Origin of the sequence: Saccharopolyspora phatthalungensis (assembly GCF_014203395.1) — a bacterium.
GTDB lineage: Bacteria > Actinomycetota > Actinomycetes > Mycobacteriales > Pseudonocardiaceae > Saccharopolyspora > Saccharopolyspora phatthalungensis.
Genome location: NZ_JACHIW010000001.1, coordinates 4,229,123 through 4,244,735, shown reverse-complemented (window position 1 = coordinate 4,244,735; position 15,613 = coordinate 4,229,123). Strand labels below are relative to the sequence as shown.

The following is a 15,613-nucleotide window of genomic DNA, read 5'->3' as shown; positions in this document are numbered from 1 at the left end:
ACGCGCGAGGAGACGAGACTGTGCCTGTGCCTGCCGTCTCCGCGCCGACTCGAAACGGTGTTTCCGTCGCCCCCTTCCGGGGCTGGCGGATCGCCGCTCACCAACTCGCCGCTCGCTACGCGACACCCTGGGACCGAACGGGCGCCGCCCCCGCAGCCGAAGCGGCGCGCACCTTCCGCGCCTGGCAACGAAGCGGTGCAATCGTCTACGACCGGCAACCGGCTCTCTACGCCTACGAGCAGAGCGGCCCGCGCGGGGCCCTGCGCGGTGTGCTCGGAGCGGTTCACCTCGACAGCGGGCTGCTACCGCACGAAGACGTCATCCCCGAACGGATCGACGGGATCGCAGACCTCATGGACGAAGGCGCGATGAACCTCGACCCGCTCCTGCTCGGGTACTCCGGCGACGGTCGGACCAGCACGTGTCTCGCGCAAGCCACCCAAACTGTCCCCGTCGTGGAGGTGCTGGCCGACGATGGGCAACTGCACCGCGTTTGGCACCTCACCGACAACGCAGCGCTGGAGGAGATCACCGGCGAGCTCGCGACCCGCCCCGCTTTCATCGCGGATGGCCAGCATCGCCATGTCGCGGCACGACAGCTCCGGCGCGAGTACTACGCCTCCGGCCATGGACCAGGACCGTGGGACTACATCCCGGGTCTGCTCGTCGACGTCAAGCGCAACTCGTTGCAGTTGGCGCCCATTCACCGGGTACTGCCGTTCACGGATCCGCAGCCCGCGCTACAGGCTGCGTCGCGAGGGTTCCGCATTCGGCCGCTGCCTGGTGAACTCCGGCAATGGCTGCCCGTGCTCAAGGAGCAGGCGCGCGGCGGACCTGCCTTCGTCGTGGTGACCCCAGCGGGCGCATTCCTGCTGAGCACGCCGAACCGGGCGGTCCTGGAATCCGCTCTCAAGAACTGCTTGCCGCCGATGCGGCGGTTGCACCTGTCAATCCTGCACCACGTGCTGATCGACGAGCTGTGGCGCATCCCGGCCTTGCCGGAGTACGTCGCCTACGAGGCCAGCGCGGTCAACGCGGTGCGCCAGGTACGGCATCGCGGCGGCCTCGCGGTCCTGGTGCCCCCGCCTGGGCAGCAGGATCTCGCGACGGCGGCAGCAGCGGGAGTGCGCCTACCGCGGAAGTCCACGTCGTTCATACCCAAACCCCACCCCGGGCTAGTCTTCCGCACAATCGGGCAACCGTGACGAACAGGGCGGATGAGGTTTCCTAATTCAGCAGTCGCGTGTCACCCACAAGAGTGAATATCGGCTCGATGAACACTTTGTGTAATTGCCTGATCTGGCGGCGCCGAAGCGCCCTAACCAGCGATAATTCGAGATCCGTCGTGATCTTGCCGCGATCCGCAGGACGATCCTTCCCGATTTGACGGGTTGGCCCGGCCGCATTGACTACGTAGCGTGTCCGCCAGTCGGTCCCCCGAACCGACGCGATTACCGGAAGCTCGTAGCGCCGAGCCCTGCCCCGCGAGCTTCCCACCCCCGACGAACAACTGGGCAGGGGCGAGACCACCCCGAACGCCGGCCCGCAGCCGCCGGCCGATCGATGATGCTCCTCGCAAGGCGCGGCAGGAGATCAACCATGTCGCGTATCAGCAGCACGCAGCGCAAGTCGACCATCGGCCGCGTCGCCGCGCGGGTAACCTTCGCCGGCCTGATCGCCGTCGCTCCCCTAGCCGCCGCCGTCCCCGCCGACGCCGCATCGGCGTCTGTTTGGAACGCCGTCGCCAAGTGTGAGAGCTCCGGAAACTGGAAGGCCAACACCGGCAACGGCTATTACGGCGGCCTCCAGTTCACCCAATCCACCTGGGCCGCCTACGGCGGCACCGCGTACGCCCGCAAGGCTTCCGGCGCGACTCGCGAGCAGCAGATCGCGGTCGCCGAGAAGGTCCTGAAGGCCCAGGGCCCCAAGGCATGGCCGGTGTGCTCGAAGAAAGCCGGACTCTCTCGCTGACTCGCTTCCTCCGGTGTGGACTATCAAGGTCCACACCGGAGACCACTGTGGACTTTGACCCGTGGTCGGGCGATCCGTGGAGTTCGAACGGGCTGGCAATGCTGGCGACCCAAGGTGCTCGGGCGACGGGCGTCGCCTGGGGACGGCTTACGCGGTCGAGTCGATCTCGCGGCGAGCTACCTCTAGCACCCCGATACCGCTTGTGCTCGTCGCACAGCTCCTCGGAGAATTGATGGACACCGCATGCGGCAGCTCGATCGGAATTGGGTGTGAAATCGGTGCCCCGAGCCGCCCGTGTGCGGTTCGCCGTTGCCGGGTAGACAGGGGCGAGTGCCTATTTGCGAACGTGATGCGCTATGGACTGGCGAGATGATCCGGGCGGGTTCGCGATGTCCGATCGCGAACTTCTCGGTTCAACCTGGTCGCTGAGCGAAGGCACTTGGTGGTCGTCGAGCTTCACCGGCGACCGGGCCTCGTGGGGAGCTGGACTCGACGTGTTACTCGGAATGCCCGAGGCCGACGAGGACAGGCTGTGCGCGCGCCTGGTGGAATTGGTGACTCCGTTGCTTGAAAGCATTCGCGTGGCTCCTGACAAGCAAATTGACGAGCTGGAACGGCCTTGCGAGATGCCGGACGGGCAGCGGCGCGTGGTCCGGTTCCGCGCCCGGCGGTTCGGCGACCCGCGAACCGGTGGCCTGGTGGGAATCGCCACCGCGGTGGGCAGCGGGGACGAGCAGGCACTGGCCGACGTCACCGACCGGTACCGGCTGCTCGTGGAGCTGAGCCCGAACGCGATCTGCGTGCACCAAGACGGAGTCGCCGCGTACGTGAACCCTGCCGCGGTGCGCATGCTCAACGCCGGGTCCGCCGCGCAGATCGTCGGGCGGCCGATCAGCGACTTCTTGGCCGAGTCCGAGGTGCCGGCCGCGCGGAAACGGATCGCGTCCCTGTCGGAGCCGGGCGCGACGTCGGGGCGGGTGCAGATCATGCTGCGCTGCCTCGACGGCCGCCCGGTGCTGGTCGAGGCGGTTTCGGTACGCACCACCTGGCGAGGCCGACCGGCCTTCCAGGTCATCATGCGCGACGTCACCGCCGAGCGAGCGGCCGAGGCCGCGCTGCGCTACCAGGCGGCGCTGGTGGCGCATGTCAGCAACGCCATCATCGCCACCACCCGCAGCGGCGTGGTGACCAGTTGGAACACGGCGGCCGAGGCGATCTACGGCCGGAGTGCCGAGCAGGCGGTCGGGTGGCCGGTCAGCGACGTGGTGGGGGCGCCGCTGGACCCCGCAGCGCTGCTGGCGGCCGGGGGCGCCACCGAGGCCAGGCACCTGCGGGCCGATGGTTCGGCCTTGACCATCAGGCTGTCGGTCTCCCAGATGGACAGTGGGTTCGTGTTGGTGTGCGCGGACGAGACCGCGCTGCGACGAGCCCAGCAGCACTACGCGACCGTCGTCGATGCCCTCGACGAAGGCGTCGTGGTGGTCGGGACGACGGGGCTGATCGAATCGGCTAACCCCGCGGCGTCGCAGATCCTCGGTGTCGACGAGACCAATCTGGTCGGGTCCCCAGCGGCAGCGTGGTCACTGTTCGACGAAGCCGGCGGTCGGCTGCCACCGCACACGCATCCGTCCACGCAGAGCCGACGCACCGGAAAGGCGCAGAACGCGCGCCTGGTTCGCACCGCGCGAGGGGACGGGCGTTCAGTGTGGCTGTCGTTGACCTCGCGCACTCTCAACTCCGACGAGGATCCGCCGCACCCCGTCGTGCTCTCGTTCACCGACGTCACCGAGTCCCGCGCGATCCGGGAGCAACTCGAATGGGAAGCGACGCATGATCCGCTGACGGGCCTGGCCAATCGCACGCTGCTCCTGCGGCGCCTCAACGCGGCGTTGCACACTCGCCACCGCTCCAGCTCGATCGGCGTGCTGTTCCTCGACCTAGACAACTTCAAGATTATCAACGACTCGCTCGGCCACGGAGTCGGGGACGAGGTGCTGCGCGTCGTCGCCGAACGCTTGCGGCAGGTGACGCGGCATCACGAGCTGGTCGGCAGGCTCGGCGGCGACGAATTCGTGATCGTCTCCCCCGATGAGAACGAGCCCCGGAAGGTCCAGTTGTTCACCGAGCAGCTGCGCCGATGTCTCATCGATCCGATCGAGGTGGATGGCCGGCAGCTGCACATCGACGCCAGCATCGGCATCGTGCTGTCCCCACCCCACGACACCCGCCGGGCCTCGGACGTCCTGCGCGACGCCGACGTGGCCATGTACCAGGCCAAGAAGCTCGGTCGCGGGCGTTGCGTCGTCTTCGACGTGCGGATGCGTACGCGCGTCCAGCGCTATCTGCACCTGGAACAGGACCTGCGCCACGCGGTCGCCCGCAAGCAACTCTGGGTGGCCTACCAACCCATCGTGGACCTGCACACCCACGCGATCGCGGCGGTTGAAGGCCTGCTGCGGTGGCGCCATCCGGTGTACGGGACGATCTCGCCGACGGAATTCATCCCGCTCGCGGAGGAAACCGACCTGATCAAGGAAATCGGGTTGCACGCGCTGCATTCGGCCATCCGAGACCTGGCCGCGTACCGGACACGTCGCCGGCTGGACCTACAGGTCAAGGCCAACCTGTCGGCGCGCCAACTCGATGACCCGCACCTGCTGGCGGCCGTGCGCGCGGCCCTTCACGAGACCGACCTGCCCGCGGCCGCGCTGTGCCTGGAGATCACCGAAAGCACGCTCATGCAGGAACCGGCCGCCGCCCGCGAGGTCCTGAACGGCCTGCGCCAGATGGGCGTCAAGCTGGCCATCGACGACTTCGGTACCGGTTATTCCTCGCTGGCCCAGTTGCATGACCTGCCACTGAACACCCTCAAGATCGACAGGTCGTTCATCGCCGGGCTGGGCGGATCTTCGGACACCGAGACCTTGATCGCCAGCATCGTGGCCCTGGGGCACGCGCTCGATCTCACCGTCGTGGCCGAAGGCATCGAAACCGCCGAGCAGCTCGACACCATCCAAAGGCTGGGCTGCGACCACGGACAGGGCTTCTACTTCGGGAAACCCGTCCCCATCGACGAGCTGCTCGAAACGAGCAGCGTCGGAGTCGGGGTCCAGGAATAACCGGGGCGGTTGTTCCGTTACCACGGTTGCGCGGGGTGCGGGCCCCGCGCTTTTCGCACGCGATGAAAGGCGGATGCTGCCGTGGCCGTTGCCCTCTCCATTCTCGATCTGGCGCACATCGGCCCGGGAGAGACGGCGGGTGACAGCTTCGCCGCCAGCGTCGACCTCGCACAGCGCGCCGAAGGGCTGGGCTACCGCCGGATCTGGTACGCCGAGCACCACAACATGTCGTCGATCGCATCGTCGGCCACCAGCGTGCTGGTCGGGCACGTGGCCGCGCACACCCGGACCATCCGCCTCGGCGCCGGCGGTGTGATGCTGCCCAACCACGCGCCGCTGACCATCGCCGAGCAGTTCGGCACCCTCGAAACGCTGTTCCCGGGGCGGATCGACCTGGGTCTGGGGCGCGCTCCGGGCAGCGACCAGAAGACCATGCGGGCACTGCGCCGCGACCCGTCCTCGGCCGACTCGTTCCCGCAGGACGTGCTGGAACTGCAGGGATATCTGTCGGGCGAGTCCCAGATCCCCGGGGTCAACGCGACGCCGGGCGCGGGCACCCACGTGCCGCTGTACATCCTCGGTTCGTCGTTGTTCGGGGCCCGGCTGGCCGCCGTGCTCGGCCTGCCGTACTCGTTCGCGTCGCACTTCGCACCGGATGCGCTCGAAGCCGCGGTCGCGCTCTACCGGCGCGAGTTCCAGCCCTCCGCGCAGCTCGCGGAGCCCTACGTCATCGCCGGTGTGAACGTGATCGCGGCGGACACGACCGCCGAGGCCCAGGAGCACTTCCAGGCGGCGAAGCGCTACCGGGTGACCCGGATGCTGGGCCAGGGAAGGGAATTCACGCCGGAAGAGGCGGATGCCATCCTCGCCTCCCCGGCCGGGCAGCAGGTGCTGCAGATGACCAAGTACAGCGCCGTCGGCACCCCCGCCGAGGTGAACGACTACCTGGACCGGTTCACCGAGCGGGCACAGGCCGATGAGCTGATCGTCGTGTCCGCCGCACCGGAGCGAACCGCCTGGCTGCGCTCTCTCGAACTGCTCGCCGACGTCCGCGGACTGGTCGCCGCCTGACCCGGCGGCATAACCTGGTGCCGTGTCCGGAGAAGCCCAGCAGGCGCACTGGCAGTCGGTCTACCAGGACTATCCGCACATGTACGGCGAAACGCCCTCCGAACCCGCGCGCTACGCGGCAGGCCTCTTCCGCGCCCGAGGCGTGCGGGCCGTGCTCGAACTCGGCGCCGGCCAGGGGCGGGACGCCTTGTTCTTCGCCCGCACCGGTTTCGCCGTGCACGCCATCGATTTCAGCGCGGCCGGACTGGAGCAACTGGCCCGCACCGCCGACCGCGACGGCATCACCGACAGCGTGACGACCGCCGTCCACGACGTGCGCAACCCGCTCCCGCTGCCCGACGAGAGCCAGGACGCGGTCTTCGCGCACATGCTGTTCTGCATGACTCTGTCCACACGCGACATTCACGCGCTGGCCGGAGAGATCAAGCGAGTTCTGCGACCGGGCGGCAGCCTCGTCTACACCGTCCGCCACACTGGCGACGCCCACTACGGCGCGGGAATCGACCACGGCGACGACATCTACGAACACGGCGGCTTCGCGGTGCACTTTTTCGGCCGAGCCCTCGTCGACGAACTGGCCGCGGGCTGGCGCCTCGACGAGATCCACGCGTTCGAAGAAGGCGAACTACCCCGCCGCTTGTGGCGCATCACCCAAACCCGACTCTGACCACAATGGACACCGGGTCAGCGCACGGGTGCGCTCCAGCGCAAACTGGTTCCACCCGTCGGCAACCGCTCCACCACGCACCGGCCGCCCAGCTCGGCGGCGCGGTCGGCGAGGTTGCGCAGGCCGCTGTGCGCCACGCTGTCCGGAATGCCGATGCCGTTGTCCGTCACGTCGATCGTCAGCCTCCCGTCCAGGGAGATCGTGACCGACAGCTCGGATGCATGCGCGTGCCGAACCGTGTTGCTCACTGCCTCCAAGACGACCGCCTCCGCGTGCTCGGCCAGCTTCGGCGGCAGCACGTCGAGCGGGCCGGCCATCCGAACGGTGAACCGGATCGGGCTGTCCCCGACCACGTCGGTGATGGCCCGCTGCACCCGCGTCCGGAAGCCGACCTCGCTCTCGGTGGCGGCCTGCAGGTCGAAGATGCTGGCCCGCAGGTCCTGGATCACCTCGTGCAGCTGGTCGATGTGCTCGGTCAGCCGGTCGGCCACGACGGGCGACTTCGCCCGGCGCTGCGTGCCCTGCATGGCCATGCCGATGGCGAACAACCGCTGGATGACGTGGTCGTGCAGGTCGCGGGCGATCCGATCGCGGTCGGCAAGCACGTCGAGCTCCCGGCGGGCGGCCTGCGCCTCGGCCCGCTGCAACGCCAGCGCCGCCTGGTCGGCGAACGAGGACACCACCTGCAGTTGGTGCTCGTCAAACTCCGCGGCACCGGGTACCCGCGCCGCCAGCAACACCCCGGAAATCGTCTCGTCCGCCCGCATCGGCACCGCCAGCGCGGGCCCGAACTGCACGGCGTTGCCCTGGGTGACGTCGATGGCCATATTGGCGACATTGCGGGGAATGCGTTCCCGGAACACCTGCCCGGTGGTGGAGCCGGAGACCGGGATGGACCGGTACACCAGGTCGTCGATGTCCACCCCGACGGACACGGTGATCACGAGCTCGTTGACTTCGGAGTCCTCGCCGCCCGCCGGCACCGCGATCAGGGCGTAATCCGCGGCGGTGAGCTCCGCGGCGCGCTCGGCGATCACTTGCAGCGCGTCGATGGGATCGGTACCCGCCAGCAGTTCCGCGGTGATCTCACCGGTGGCGTCCAGCCAGCGCTCCCGGCGGCGGACCTCTTCGAACAGGCGGGCGTTGTCCACAGCGATGCCCGCCGCGCCTGCCAATGCCTGCACCACGACCTCGTCGTCTTCGGTGAATTCCCCACTGCCGCGCTTCTCGGTCAGGTAAAGCCGCCCGAACGTCTCCTGCCGGGCGCGGATCGGCACGCCGAGGAAGCCGCGCATCGGCGGGTGGTGCGGCGGGAAACCCACCGAGGACGGGTGCGCGGCGATGTCTTCCAAGCGCAGCGGCTTGTCCGCTTCGATGACCACGCCGAGGACCCCGTGCCCGCTGGGAAGCCGCCCGATGCTCTCGCGCGTCGGCTCATCGATGCCTTCGTACACGAACTGGGCGAGCTCGCCGTTCGGGCCTAGCACGCCGATGGCGCCGTAGCGGGCGTCGACCAGGTCGATGGCGGTGTGCACGACGCGCCGCAGCGTCGCATCGAGTTCCAACTCCGAGGAGATGGCGAGCACGGCCGAAAGCAGGCCGTCCATCCGGTCTCGCAGCCCGATGATCTCTTCGATGCGCACCTGGACCTGCGCCAGCAGCTCCCGGAGCCGCAACCGGGAGAAGGTGCCCGCCAGCGACGGCGGCTGGCCGTCTTCGGGCTCCTCGGACATCGGCAGGTCCGCCCTGGTCACACCTCTACTGTGACACGGAACGCCGGTTCGCACCGAGGCTTGTTTTGGCCGGGGTGACGATCGGCTCTGGTCGCCGGAGCGCGACATCGGCAGGCTGGCGGGCGACGGTGACCGGAGGGAGACCGATGAACAAGCTCATCGGTGCGGTCGGGAACTTGACCGCCGACCAGGTCCGGGACGCATTGCTCAAGGCCACGGCCGCGCCGTCGCTGCACAACAGCCAGCCCTGGCGATTCCACTGCACGCCCCACGCGATCGAGGTGCACGCGGACCGGTCGCACGCGGTCCCGGTCGCCGACCCGGAGGATCGGGAGCTAGTGCTCGCCTGCGGGGCGGCGCTGCTGAACCTGCGGCTGGCCATCCGGGCGGCCGGGGTGCATCCGGATGTGCGCATGTTGCCGACGCGCTGTTCACCGGATCTTCTCGCGGTCGTCCGCCCCGCCAGACGAGGCCCGCCCACTCCGGCCGATGTCGGGCTGGCCGCGGCGATCCCCCGGCGCCGCACCAACCGCCGGCCGTTCCTGCCGACCGCCGTGCCTTCGTCGGTGCACAACCTGCTGCGGCAGGCGGCGGAAGCCGAACGGGCCTGGCTCGCGATCCCCGAGCGGGCGCAGTTGCCGAAGGTGCAGGCCCTCGCCCGGCAGGCACACCAGGCCCAGCTCGCCGATGCGAACTTCGTCGCGGAGTTGCGGCATTGGACCGGGCGCGACCTCGGCACGCCGGACGGGGTTCCGGTGCGCAGCAGCGGGCCGCGGCCGGAACCGCAGGACGAGTGGGTGCTGCGCGATTTCAGCAGTGGGCGCGCGAATTCCCGGGTGGCGGGCAAGGACTTCGAGCCCGAACCGCTGATCTGCGTGCTCGGCTCGTTCCAGGACGGGGTGTACGCACAGTTGCAAGCCGGGATGGCGATGCAACGCGTGCTGCTGGCCGCCACCGTGGCCGGGCTATCGAGCTCGTTCCTCTCTCAGGTGATCGAGATTCCCGCCACCCGCAAGGAATTGCGCGCCCTCATCGGCGGCGGGCTGTGGCCGCAAATGCTGCTGCGCATCGGATATGGATCACCGGTCCCGGCAACGCCGCGACGCCCCCTCGACGAAGTGACCAGCTGCGACTCCGCCAACCGCTCGTAAGCGCCCGACCAGCACTCACGAGTCCTTGGGACGGTGGTGGATCTGGGTGGCCAGAACCGCCGCCTGGGTGCGCCGTTGCAGTCCCAGCTTGGCCAGCAAGCGGGACACGTAGTTCTTGACCGTCTTCTCCGCCAGGTACATCCGGTCGGCGATCTGCCGGTTGGTCAGGCCCTGGCGGATGAGCTCCAGCAGGACGCGTTCCTGATCGGTGAGTTCGGGCAGCGTCGCCGATGTGTCCAGCTTGGCGCGCAGCTTGCCCATCAGCTCCGCGGTGGCTTGCTCGCTGAGCAGCGATTCGCCCGCTCCGACGGTGCGTACCGCCGCCGCCAGCTCCATCCCCCGGATGTTCTTGATCACGAACCCCGCGGCGCCGGCCAGCATCGCGTCCAGCGTGGCCTGTTCGTCCGGGAACGACGTGAGCATCAGGCAGTTCAGCCCCGGCTGCCTGGAACGCAGTTCCCGGCACAGCTCGATGCCGTTGCCGTCCGGGAGCCGCACGTCCAGCACCGCCACATCCGGCCGCAGGGCCGGGATGCGGGCCTCCGCCTCGCGCGCCGTACCGGCCTGGCCGACCACTTCGAGGTCGGGTTCGGCGGCGAGCAGATCGCCCAGTCCGACCCGCACCAACTCGTGATCGTCGACCAGGAAAACCGTCGTCACGCCGGGCCAGGAGTCGTTCACGAATCCAGGTTACGAGTCGCTGCTCAACACTTCGAGTCGACCTCAGCCGTCGGTGCGGAAGGTGAAGCGGACCTTGCCGACCCAGATCTCGTCGCCATCGTTGAGCTCGGCGGACTCCACCGGTAACCGGTTCAGATAGGTGCCGTTGAGCGAGCCGCCGTCGACGAGGACGTAGCGGCCTTCCCGTCGACGCAGCTCGGCGTGCTCGCGCGAGACGGTCGTGTCGTCGACGACGATGTCGCATTCGCGACTGCGCCCGATCGTGGTGCGCGGGGTACTGATCGCGAATCCGGTGCCCGCGTCGGGCCCCCGGTTGATCACGAGCCGGGCGCGCCCGCTCGATTCCTCGGGTCCACGCGGTGCCGGGACCGGCTGCGGCGCCTCGACGGGCGCCAGCCACGGCCGGGTCGCCCCATCCAACCACTCGATTTCGCTCGGTGCGGACGCGTCGATCCGAGTCTGATTCATCATCGTTCTCCTTGCCAACAGGCGAAAACACCACTGCGGGCTGCGCGATCTGGGTGCAGCGGCTAGAGCTAGCATGCCTAAAGCCGGCAGCCGGTGGCCAGGACCTTCGTCCTCAGTTTCCGGTCGCCACGACCACTTTGAGCCGCACGGGGCACCGAATATCGCCAGTGGCGGAAAGCTATTGCTGGTGCGTCAGTAAACGGCCGTGCCCGTTGATGCGGCGTGGCAGGCACCGCGGCCGTCGGCGCGGGCGACTATCTAGGCGAGACACCGTGCGGTCAGGTTCTTGCGGTATTCGCCGCTACTTCGCGGGCGAGGACCTCGGCCTGTTCGGCGGCTTGTTCGCGTGGCATCGGCGCCATGCGACCCGCCGAGTCCACATCCCGTCCGGAATAACCCACCTTCAGGTTCAGGTTGCCGACGACGATGATGTAATCGACGCCTCCTGGCGTGATGCTGCGCACCGCGTACTCCCCGAAGCCCAGCACGCGCTCGAAGTGATTGGGCGAATCTTCGCTGAGCCGGTCCAGCTCCTCCAACGCCCCATCGGATCCGGATCTCGTATCACTGCTGCGATGCAGGCTGACGTGCAGGGACAGTCTCCGTTCCATCGCGTGCGCGCCTTCGGACCCCAGATCCCGGTACGTCCACGCGCAATAACCCGTGGTTTCGACCGAAAGGGCGTCGGTCTGCAAAGACGTTCCGATCACCCGACTCGCCGTCGCCGGGGAGACCAGATCACAGATCCGCGGCAGCGCCTTGTACCGGTCATGGGCCGGATCCAGATTGGGGTTACCGGCGCATCCGGCCGCGAGCAGACCCAACGACGCCAGCACCACAACCCGCCGCAGCGAGGTCGAGATCTTCATTTCGGCCTGACCTTCCAGTCGCTGGAGTCCGCGGCGGCGGCGGGCAGCGGTTCCGGGATCGTCAGATCAGCCGCGACCTGCGCGATCTCCAATCCGGTCCGCTTGAAATCGGCCATTACCTGGGCGACCCGCTCGGTCGTCGAAGTCAGCTGCCGGACGAAGTTCGCGAGCGCCTGGAGGACCTTGTCGGCCACGCCGAAGATCGATTCACCGATGGTGCCCCACACCCCACCGGTCACGCTGATGATCTCGGCCGCCGTGTTGCCCATCAGGGCGATAGCGATCTTGTACGCCTCCGTGACGTGGTTAAGCATGTCCAGCAACTTCTTGCTGAACCGCTCGAAGAGATCGGCGGTGTCCGCCATCACCTTCGCCACGTGGTCGAGGTAGGCCAGATATGCCTCGGAAGCGGTGCCGGTCCAGTTGCCCGCGATCGCGGTGCGAGCATTGACGATCGTGTCGTCGGCTTTGACCAGTTCTTTCTTGGCCGTAGGAGACCACCGGGCCGCAATGGCCAGCACCGCCTCGGGATGGCCGAGCCAATGGCGAACTTCGTTGACGATTCGAACGATGAGGTACTGGCCGGTCTTCTCGGCGTACTCGATGATCTTGGCGGCCTGTTCCTCCGGGAACGGCACGCTCTCGGGGGTCATGCTGAATTCCTCCGATGCGGGAGCTACTGGAGATGTTTGAATTGGGCCACGATTTCCCGTTCCCGGCTTTCCTGATCGTCGGCGACCGCACGCAGGGCTTCGGCGGCGCTGCGGAGGTTGTCCGCCCCCTGCGCCAGCCCCAGTTCCAGGTTCGCCGCGGCCTCGTTGCAACCGAGCACGATCCCGTCTTGCTTGCCGAGCAGGCCGAAGTCGTCGGGACCGAGCAGGTTCGCGGTGACTACGTCGAGCGCGTCGCGCCAATGCTCTTCGGCTTCCTTCAGCAGAGCCACGTTCGTTCGTAACGCTTCGATGATGACGTCGAATCCGGACACCGCTCACCTCCGTGGTTGCCATGCCTGCTGCCGTAGGGCCGCAGAGCGGCGCTCCGCCCGACGTAGGGCTTCGAGTACCTGGCGGCCGAGGGCTTTCTCCGTGGTGTAGCGGAGTTTGTCGTGCTCCAGGCTGATGTCGACAAGCTCGCCGTATCCGTTGACGACCACTGCGCCGAGGTCGCCACCGATGGCCTCCGTCACGGTTTCGGCCGCCAGCCGCTGGCCGACCGCCTTTGCGGCGGCGGTCTGCCGCTGGATTTCCACGAGCAAGTTCTCGAGTTCGTTCATCGAGGCCATCAATGCCCACCCGCGAACTCCGGCGCCACCCGCTGGCACAGCCGCACGGCGGCCTCGGACGCCCGCGACCGAGCACTGCCGATGGCGTCCTTGATCTCCGCCGCGACCGTTTCGGGAAAAATGCTGCTGAGGACGCCGCCCTGGATCGCGATTTCGGTCACCGTCCCGTCGCCAAGGCAGGTCGCGGCCACCCGGCCCGAGCCGGAGCGCCCGCTGAAGCGGTGCCGTTCGTGCTCAGCCCGTGCCCGTCGAATGGCCTCGGCCCGCTGGTCCAAAATGTCAGCGGCTCGGTGCAGCGCCTCGAAATCGACTCGGTGCGGTTCCACGGCTCTCCCCAGAGTTTTTCCGACGGATTAGCGTTGGACGCATTCTGGATGCTATCGACGCTCGACCACGGACCGGGTGGATTTCACAAATTCGATACGCAATTCACTCGAAGAGTTCAGCCAACCAACACCAATTATCCTCGGCGGACCAGTCCACTATAACGCATGGTGCAGACAAGTCACCCGGCCAGATCAAATCCGCTCCCCCGATCGAATGTGCATGCCCCAATGGTGTTGTTTCGGCAAAACGGCGGTATTCCGGCAAGCGCCATTGATTCGAGCAGTTCAATCCTACGAATGGGTACAGTTTTACCAATCCCGCGAAACGCTTCCGAAATCAATTCGAGAAATCGTGGGCTGCACTTCCCTCGACACATCGGAATATTCCAGGGCCGGGGCAAAAGCGGAAACCGCGGCGGCCCACAAAGCCGGCCGGGGACCCCGCAGGTAGCGGGGTCCCCGGCCGGTTCGGGGGTGGCGGCCCGCGGACCGTGCGAGGTCCGCCGAGGGGCGCGTCGACGGGTGACGACTACTTCACGGCACCCATCGACAGGCCGCGCACCAGGTGGTTCTGGGCGATCCAACCGATGATCATGACCGGGAGCGAGGCCAGCAGCGCCGCGGCGGACAGCTGCGCCCAGTACAGGCCCTCGCTGGTGATGAAACCGACCAGGAACACCGGCACCGTGCCCGCCTGCGCGGCGGTCAGGTTCACCGCGTAGAAGAACTCCGTCCAGGAGAAGATGACGCAGATCAGTGCGGTGGCGGCGATACCGGGGGCGACCACCGGCAGGATGACCTTGAACAGCAGCGTCGGCAGCGGCGCGCCGTCCACCCGTCCGGCCTCCACCATCTCCTTGGGCACTTCCAGGAAGAACGATCGCATCATCCAGATCGCCAGCGGCAGGTTCATCGCCGTGTAGAGGATGACCAGCGCCCAGACATTGTCCAGCAGTTTGAGGTTCTGCGAGATCACGTACAGCGGGATGATCGCCGCGACGATCGGCAACATCTTGGTGGACAAGAAGAATCCGAGGGCGTCGCGGGTGCCCGGAACCGCCGCGATCGACAGCGCGTAGGCCGCCGGGACGGCCATCAGCAGCACCAGCAATGTGGACACGACCGTGACGAACGCGGAGTTGCCCAGGTACGGCAGGAAGCCGCGTTCCAGGACCCCGGCGAACTGGTCCAGCGTCGGGGTGAACACCAGGCGCGGCGGGTCGGTGTAGGCATCGGCCTCCTGCTTGAACGCCGTGATCACCATCCACAGCAGCGGGAAGACGAACAGGATCGCGACCACCCAGGTGAACGCCGTCAGCGCCCACCGCCCGGCCGGATTTGCGGTACGCATCATCGCACCTCACTCAAGCCGAAGGTCCGGAACATCAGCCGCAGCGCGAAGGTCGCCACGATCAGGGTCAGGATGACGACGATGACGCCCATCGCCGCGGACTGGCCGACGTCAAAGCCCTCGAAGGCCCGCTGATAGATGTAGTAGGGCAGGTTGGTGCTGGCGGTGCCCGGGCCGCCCTGCGTCATCAGGAAAATGGCGTCGAAGCTGTTGACGATGTAGATCGCGCCCAGCAGGATCGCCAACTGCAGGTACCGGCCCAGCTGCGGCAGGGTGATCGAGGCGAAGGTGCGCCACCGGCCCGCGCCGTCGACCGCGGCGGCTTCCAGCACTTCCTTGGACTGCGCCTGCAGGCCCGCGAGGATGAGCAGCATCATGAACGGCGTCCACTGCCAGACGATCTGCGCCATGACCGAGGCCAGCGGGTACTCCGACAACCAGTCGGTGTCGGCGCCGAGGACGAAGTTCAGCAGGCCGTAGGTCGGGTCGAACATCGTCGTCTTCCACAGCAACGCGCCGGCCGCCGGCAGGATCAGGAACGGCGTGATGAGCAGTGTGCGGACCACGCCGCGGCCGAGGAACTTCCGGTCCAGCAACAGCGCCAGGCCGAGTCCGAGCAGCATCGCCACGAGCACGCACACCACGGTCAGCAGCACGGTGTTGAGCATCGCGCCACGGAACTGGCTGTCGGCGAAGACATCCAGGTAGTTGCGCAGCCCGACGAAGTGACGCGAGCCGGGACGCACCAGGTTCCAGGACTGGAACGAGTAGAACACGGTCAGCAGGAACGGGATCTGCGTGACCACGATGGTGAACAGCAGCGCGGGCAGCAGCGGCGCCCGGCGCAGCCATGCCGTGCCGGACCACTTGCCCTCCGGCTTGCGCACCCGATCGCCCAGCGGCGCGGGTCTCGTCATTGTCTGG

16 protein-coding genes are annotated in these 15,613 nt (G+C 67.7%); 6 read left to right on the top strand and 10 right to left on the bottom strand.

Annotation, left to right across the window (positions count from 1 at the left end; all coding sequences use genetic code 11):
* The first annotated feature begins 20 nt into the window (after positions 1-20).
* From BJ970_RS19600 to BJ970_RS19580, 5 genes are all read left to right on the top strand, one after another.
* On the top strand, positions 21-1,205 hold the full coding sequence (locus tag BJ970_RS19600; protein WP_184727585.1) for a DUF1015 family protein: 1,185 nt from the start codon (positions 21-23) through the stop codon (positions 1,203-1,205).
* 394 nt (positions 1,206-1,599) lie between these two features.
* Entirely contained in the window at positions 1,600-1,971 is a 372-nt protein-coding gene (locus BJ970_RS19595; protein WP_184727584.1) for a transglycosylase family protein, read from the top strand.
* A 356-nt stretch (positions 1,972-2,327) separates the two neighbouring features.
* The gene (locus BJ970_RS19590; protein ID WP_184727583.1) at positions 2,328-5,090 is read left to right on the top strand and encodes a sensor domain-containing protein; all 2,763 of its coding nucleotides are present in this window, start codon (positions 2,328-2,330) and stop codon (positions 5,088-5,090) included.
* Between the two features lie 81 nt (positions 5,091-5,171).
* Positions 5,172-6,161 carry an LLM class flavin-dependent oxidoreductase gene (locus tag BJ970_RS19585; RefSeq protein ID WP_184727582.1) on the top strand — a complete coding sequence of 330 codons (990 nt, stop codon included), beginning with the start codon at positions 5,172-5,174 and terminating at the stop codon, positions 6,159-6,161.
* 22 nt (positions 6,162-6,183) lie between these two features.
* Complete coding sequence (locus tag BJ970_RS19580) at positions 6,184-6,828, top strand: class I SAM-dependent methyltransferase (RefSeq protein ID WP_312864320.1); 645 nt, start codon at positions 6,184-6,186, stop codon at positions 6,826-6,828.
* Positions 6,829-6,845: 17 nt separating this feature from the next.
* Here the strand turns inward: BJ970_RS19580 and BJ970_RS19575 are convergent, their stop codons facing one another.
* Positions 6,846-8,561, bottom strand: a complete 1,716-nt coding sequence (locus BJ970_RS19575; RefSeq protein ID WP_184729228.1) for a GAF domain-containing sensor histidine kinase — start codon at positions 8,559-8,561, stop codon at positions 6,846-6,848.
* Positions 8,562-8,707: 146 nt separating this feature from the next.
* On the opposite strand from BJ970_RS19575, the gene BJ970_RS19570 reads away from it, so the two are divergent.
* Positions 8,708-9,712, top strand: coding sequence for an Acg family FMN-binding oxidoreductase (locus tag BJ970_RS19570; RefSeq protein WP_184727581.1), 1,005 nt, complete (start codon positions 8,708-8,710; stop codon positions 9,710-9,712).
* A gap of 15 nt (positions 9,713-9,727) precedes the next feature.
* On the opposite strand, the gene BJ970_RS19565 is transcribed toward BJ970_RS19570, so the two are convergent.
* The 9 genes from BJ970_RS19565 to BJ970_RS19525 all read right to left on the bottom strand — a co-directional run bounded on the left by BJ970_RS19565 (position 9,728) and on the right by BJ970_RS19525 (position 15,606).
* Positions 9,728-10,372, bottom strand: coding sequence for a response regulator (locus BJ970_RS19565; RefSeq protein WP_184729227.1), 645 nt, complete (start codon positions 10,370-10,372; stop codon positions 9,728-9,730).
* A 63-nt stretch (positions 10,373-10,435) separates the two neighbouring features.
* Entirely contained in the window at positions 10,436-10,864 is a 429-nt protein-coding gene (locus tag BJ970_RS19560) for an FHA domain-containing protein (protein ID WP_246470918.1), read from the bottom strand.
* Positions 10,865-11,139: 275 nt separating this feature from the next.
* Positions 11,140-11,730: a hypothetical protein gene (locus BJ970_RS19555; RefSeq protein ID WP_184727580.1), complete on the bottom strand. Its 591-nt coding sequence runs from the start codon at positions 11,728-11,730 to the stop codon at positions 11,140-11,142.
* Entirely contained in the window at positions 11,727-12,383 is a 657-nt protein-coding gene (locus BJ970_RS19550) for a hypothetical protein (protein ID WP_184727579.1), read from the bottom strand. The genes BJ970_RS19555 and BJ970_RS19550 overlap by 4 nt, the downstream gene beginning before the upstream one ends.
* Positions 12,384-12,406: 23 nt before the next feature.
* Positions 12,407-12,715, bottom strand: a complete 309-nt coding sequence (locus tag BJ970_RS19545; protein WP_184727578.1) for a hypothetical protein — start codon at positions 12,713-12,715, stop codon at positions 12,407-12,409.
* A 3-nt stretch (positions 12,716-12,718) separates the two neighbouring features.
* Positions 12,719-13,003: a YbaB/EbfC family nucleoid-associated protein gene (locus BJ970_RS19540; RefSeq protein WP_184727577.1), complete on the bottom strand. Its 285-nt coding sequence runs from the start codon at positions 13,001-13,003 to the stop codon at positions 12,719-12,721.
* 8 nt (positions 13,004-13,011) lie between these two features.
* A complete protein-coding gene (locus BJ970_RS19535; RefSeq protein ID WP_184727576.1) occupies positions 13,012-13,338 on the bottom strand; it encodes a YbaB/EbfC family nucleoid-associated protein in 327 nt (108 codons plus the stop codon).
* Positions 13,339-13,867: 529 nt separating this feature from the next.
* Positions 13,868-14,692, bottom strand: coding sequence for a carbohydrate ABC transporter permease (locus tag BJ970_RS19530; protein ID WP_184727575.1), 825 nt, complete (start codon positions 14,690-14,692; stop codon positions 13,868-13,870).
* Positions 14,689-15,606, bottom strand: coding sequence for a carbohydrate ABC transporter permease (locus BJ970_RS19525; protein ID WP_184729225.1), 918 nt, complete (start codon positions 15,604-15,606; stop codon positions 14,689-14,691). The genes BJ970_RS19530 and BJ970_RS19525 overlap by 4 nt, the downstream gene beginning before the upstream one ends.
* Between the last annotated feature and the right edge of the window lie 7 nt (positions 15,607-15,613).

What these genes read in the sequence shown, in the direction of transcription:
- BJ970_RS19525 (WP_184729225.1), bottom strand. Translation starts at nt 15,606, where the DNA reads ATGACGAGACCCGCGCCGCTGGGCGATCGGGTGCGCAAGCCGGAGGGC.
- BJ970_RS19560 (WP_246470918.1), bottom strand. Translation starts at nt 10,864, where the DNA reads ATGATGAATCAGACTCGGATCGACGCGTCCGCACCGAGCGAAATCGAG.
- BJ970_RS19575 (WP_184729228.1), bottom strand. Translation starts at nt 8,561, where the DNA reads ATGTCCGAGGAGCCCGAAGACGGCCAGCCGCCGTCGCTGGCGGGCACC.
- BJ970_RS19530 (WP_184727575.1), bottom strand. Translation starts at nt 14,692, where the DNA reads ATGATGCGTACCGCAAATCCGGCCGGGCGGTGGGCGCTGACGGCGTTC.
- BJ970_RS19540 (WP_184727577.1), bottom strand. Translation starts at nt 13,003, where the DNA reads ATGAACGAACTCGAGAACTTGCTCGTGGAAATCCAGCGGCAGACCGCC.
- BJ970_RS19590 (WP_184727583.1), top strand. Translation starts at nt 2,328, where the DNA reads ATGGACTGGCGAGATGATCCGGGCGGGTTCGCGATGTCCGATCGCGAA.
- BJ970_RS19570 (WP_184727581.1), top strand. Translation starts at nt 8,708, where the DNA reads ATGAACAAGCTCATCGGTGCGGTCGGGAACTTGACCGCCGACCAGGTC.
- BJ970_RS19595 (WP_184727584.1), top strand. Translation starts at nt 1,600, where the DNA reads ATGTCGCGTATCAGCAGCACGCAGCGCAAGTCGACCATCGGCCGCGTC.
- BJ970_RS19555 (WP_184727580.1), bottom strand. Translation starts at nt 11,730, where the DNA reads ATGAAGATCTCGACCTCGCTGCGGCGGGTTGTGGTGCTGGCGTCGTTG.
- BJ970_RS19550 (WP_184727579.1), bottom strand. Translation starts at nt 12,383, where the DNA reads ATGACCCCCGAGAGCGTGCCGTTCCCGGAGGAACAGGCCGCCAAGATC.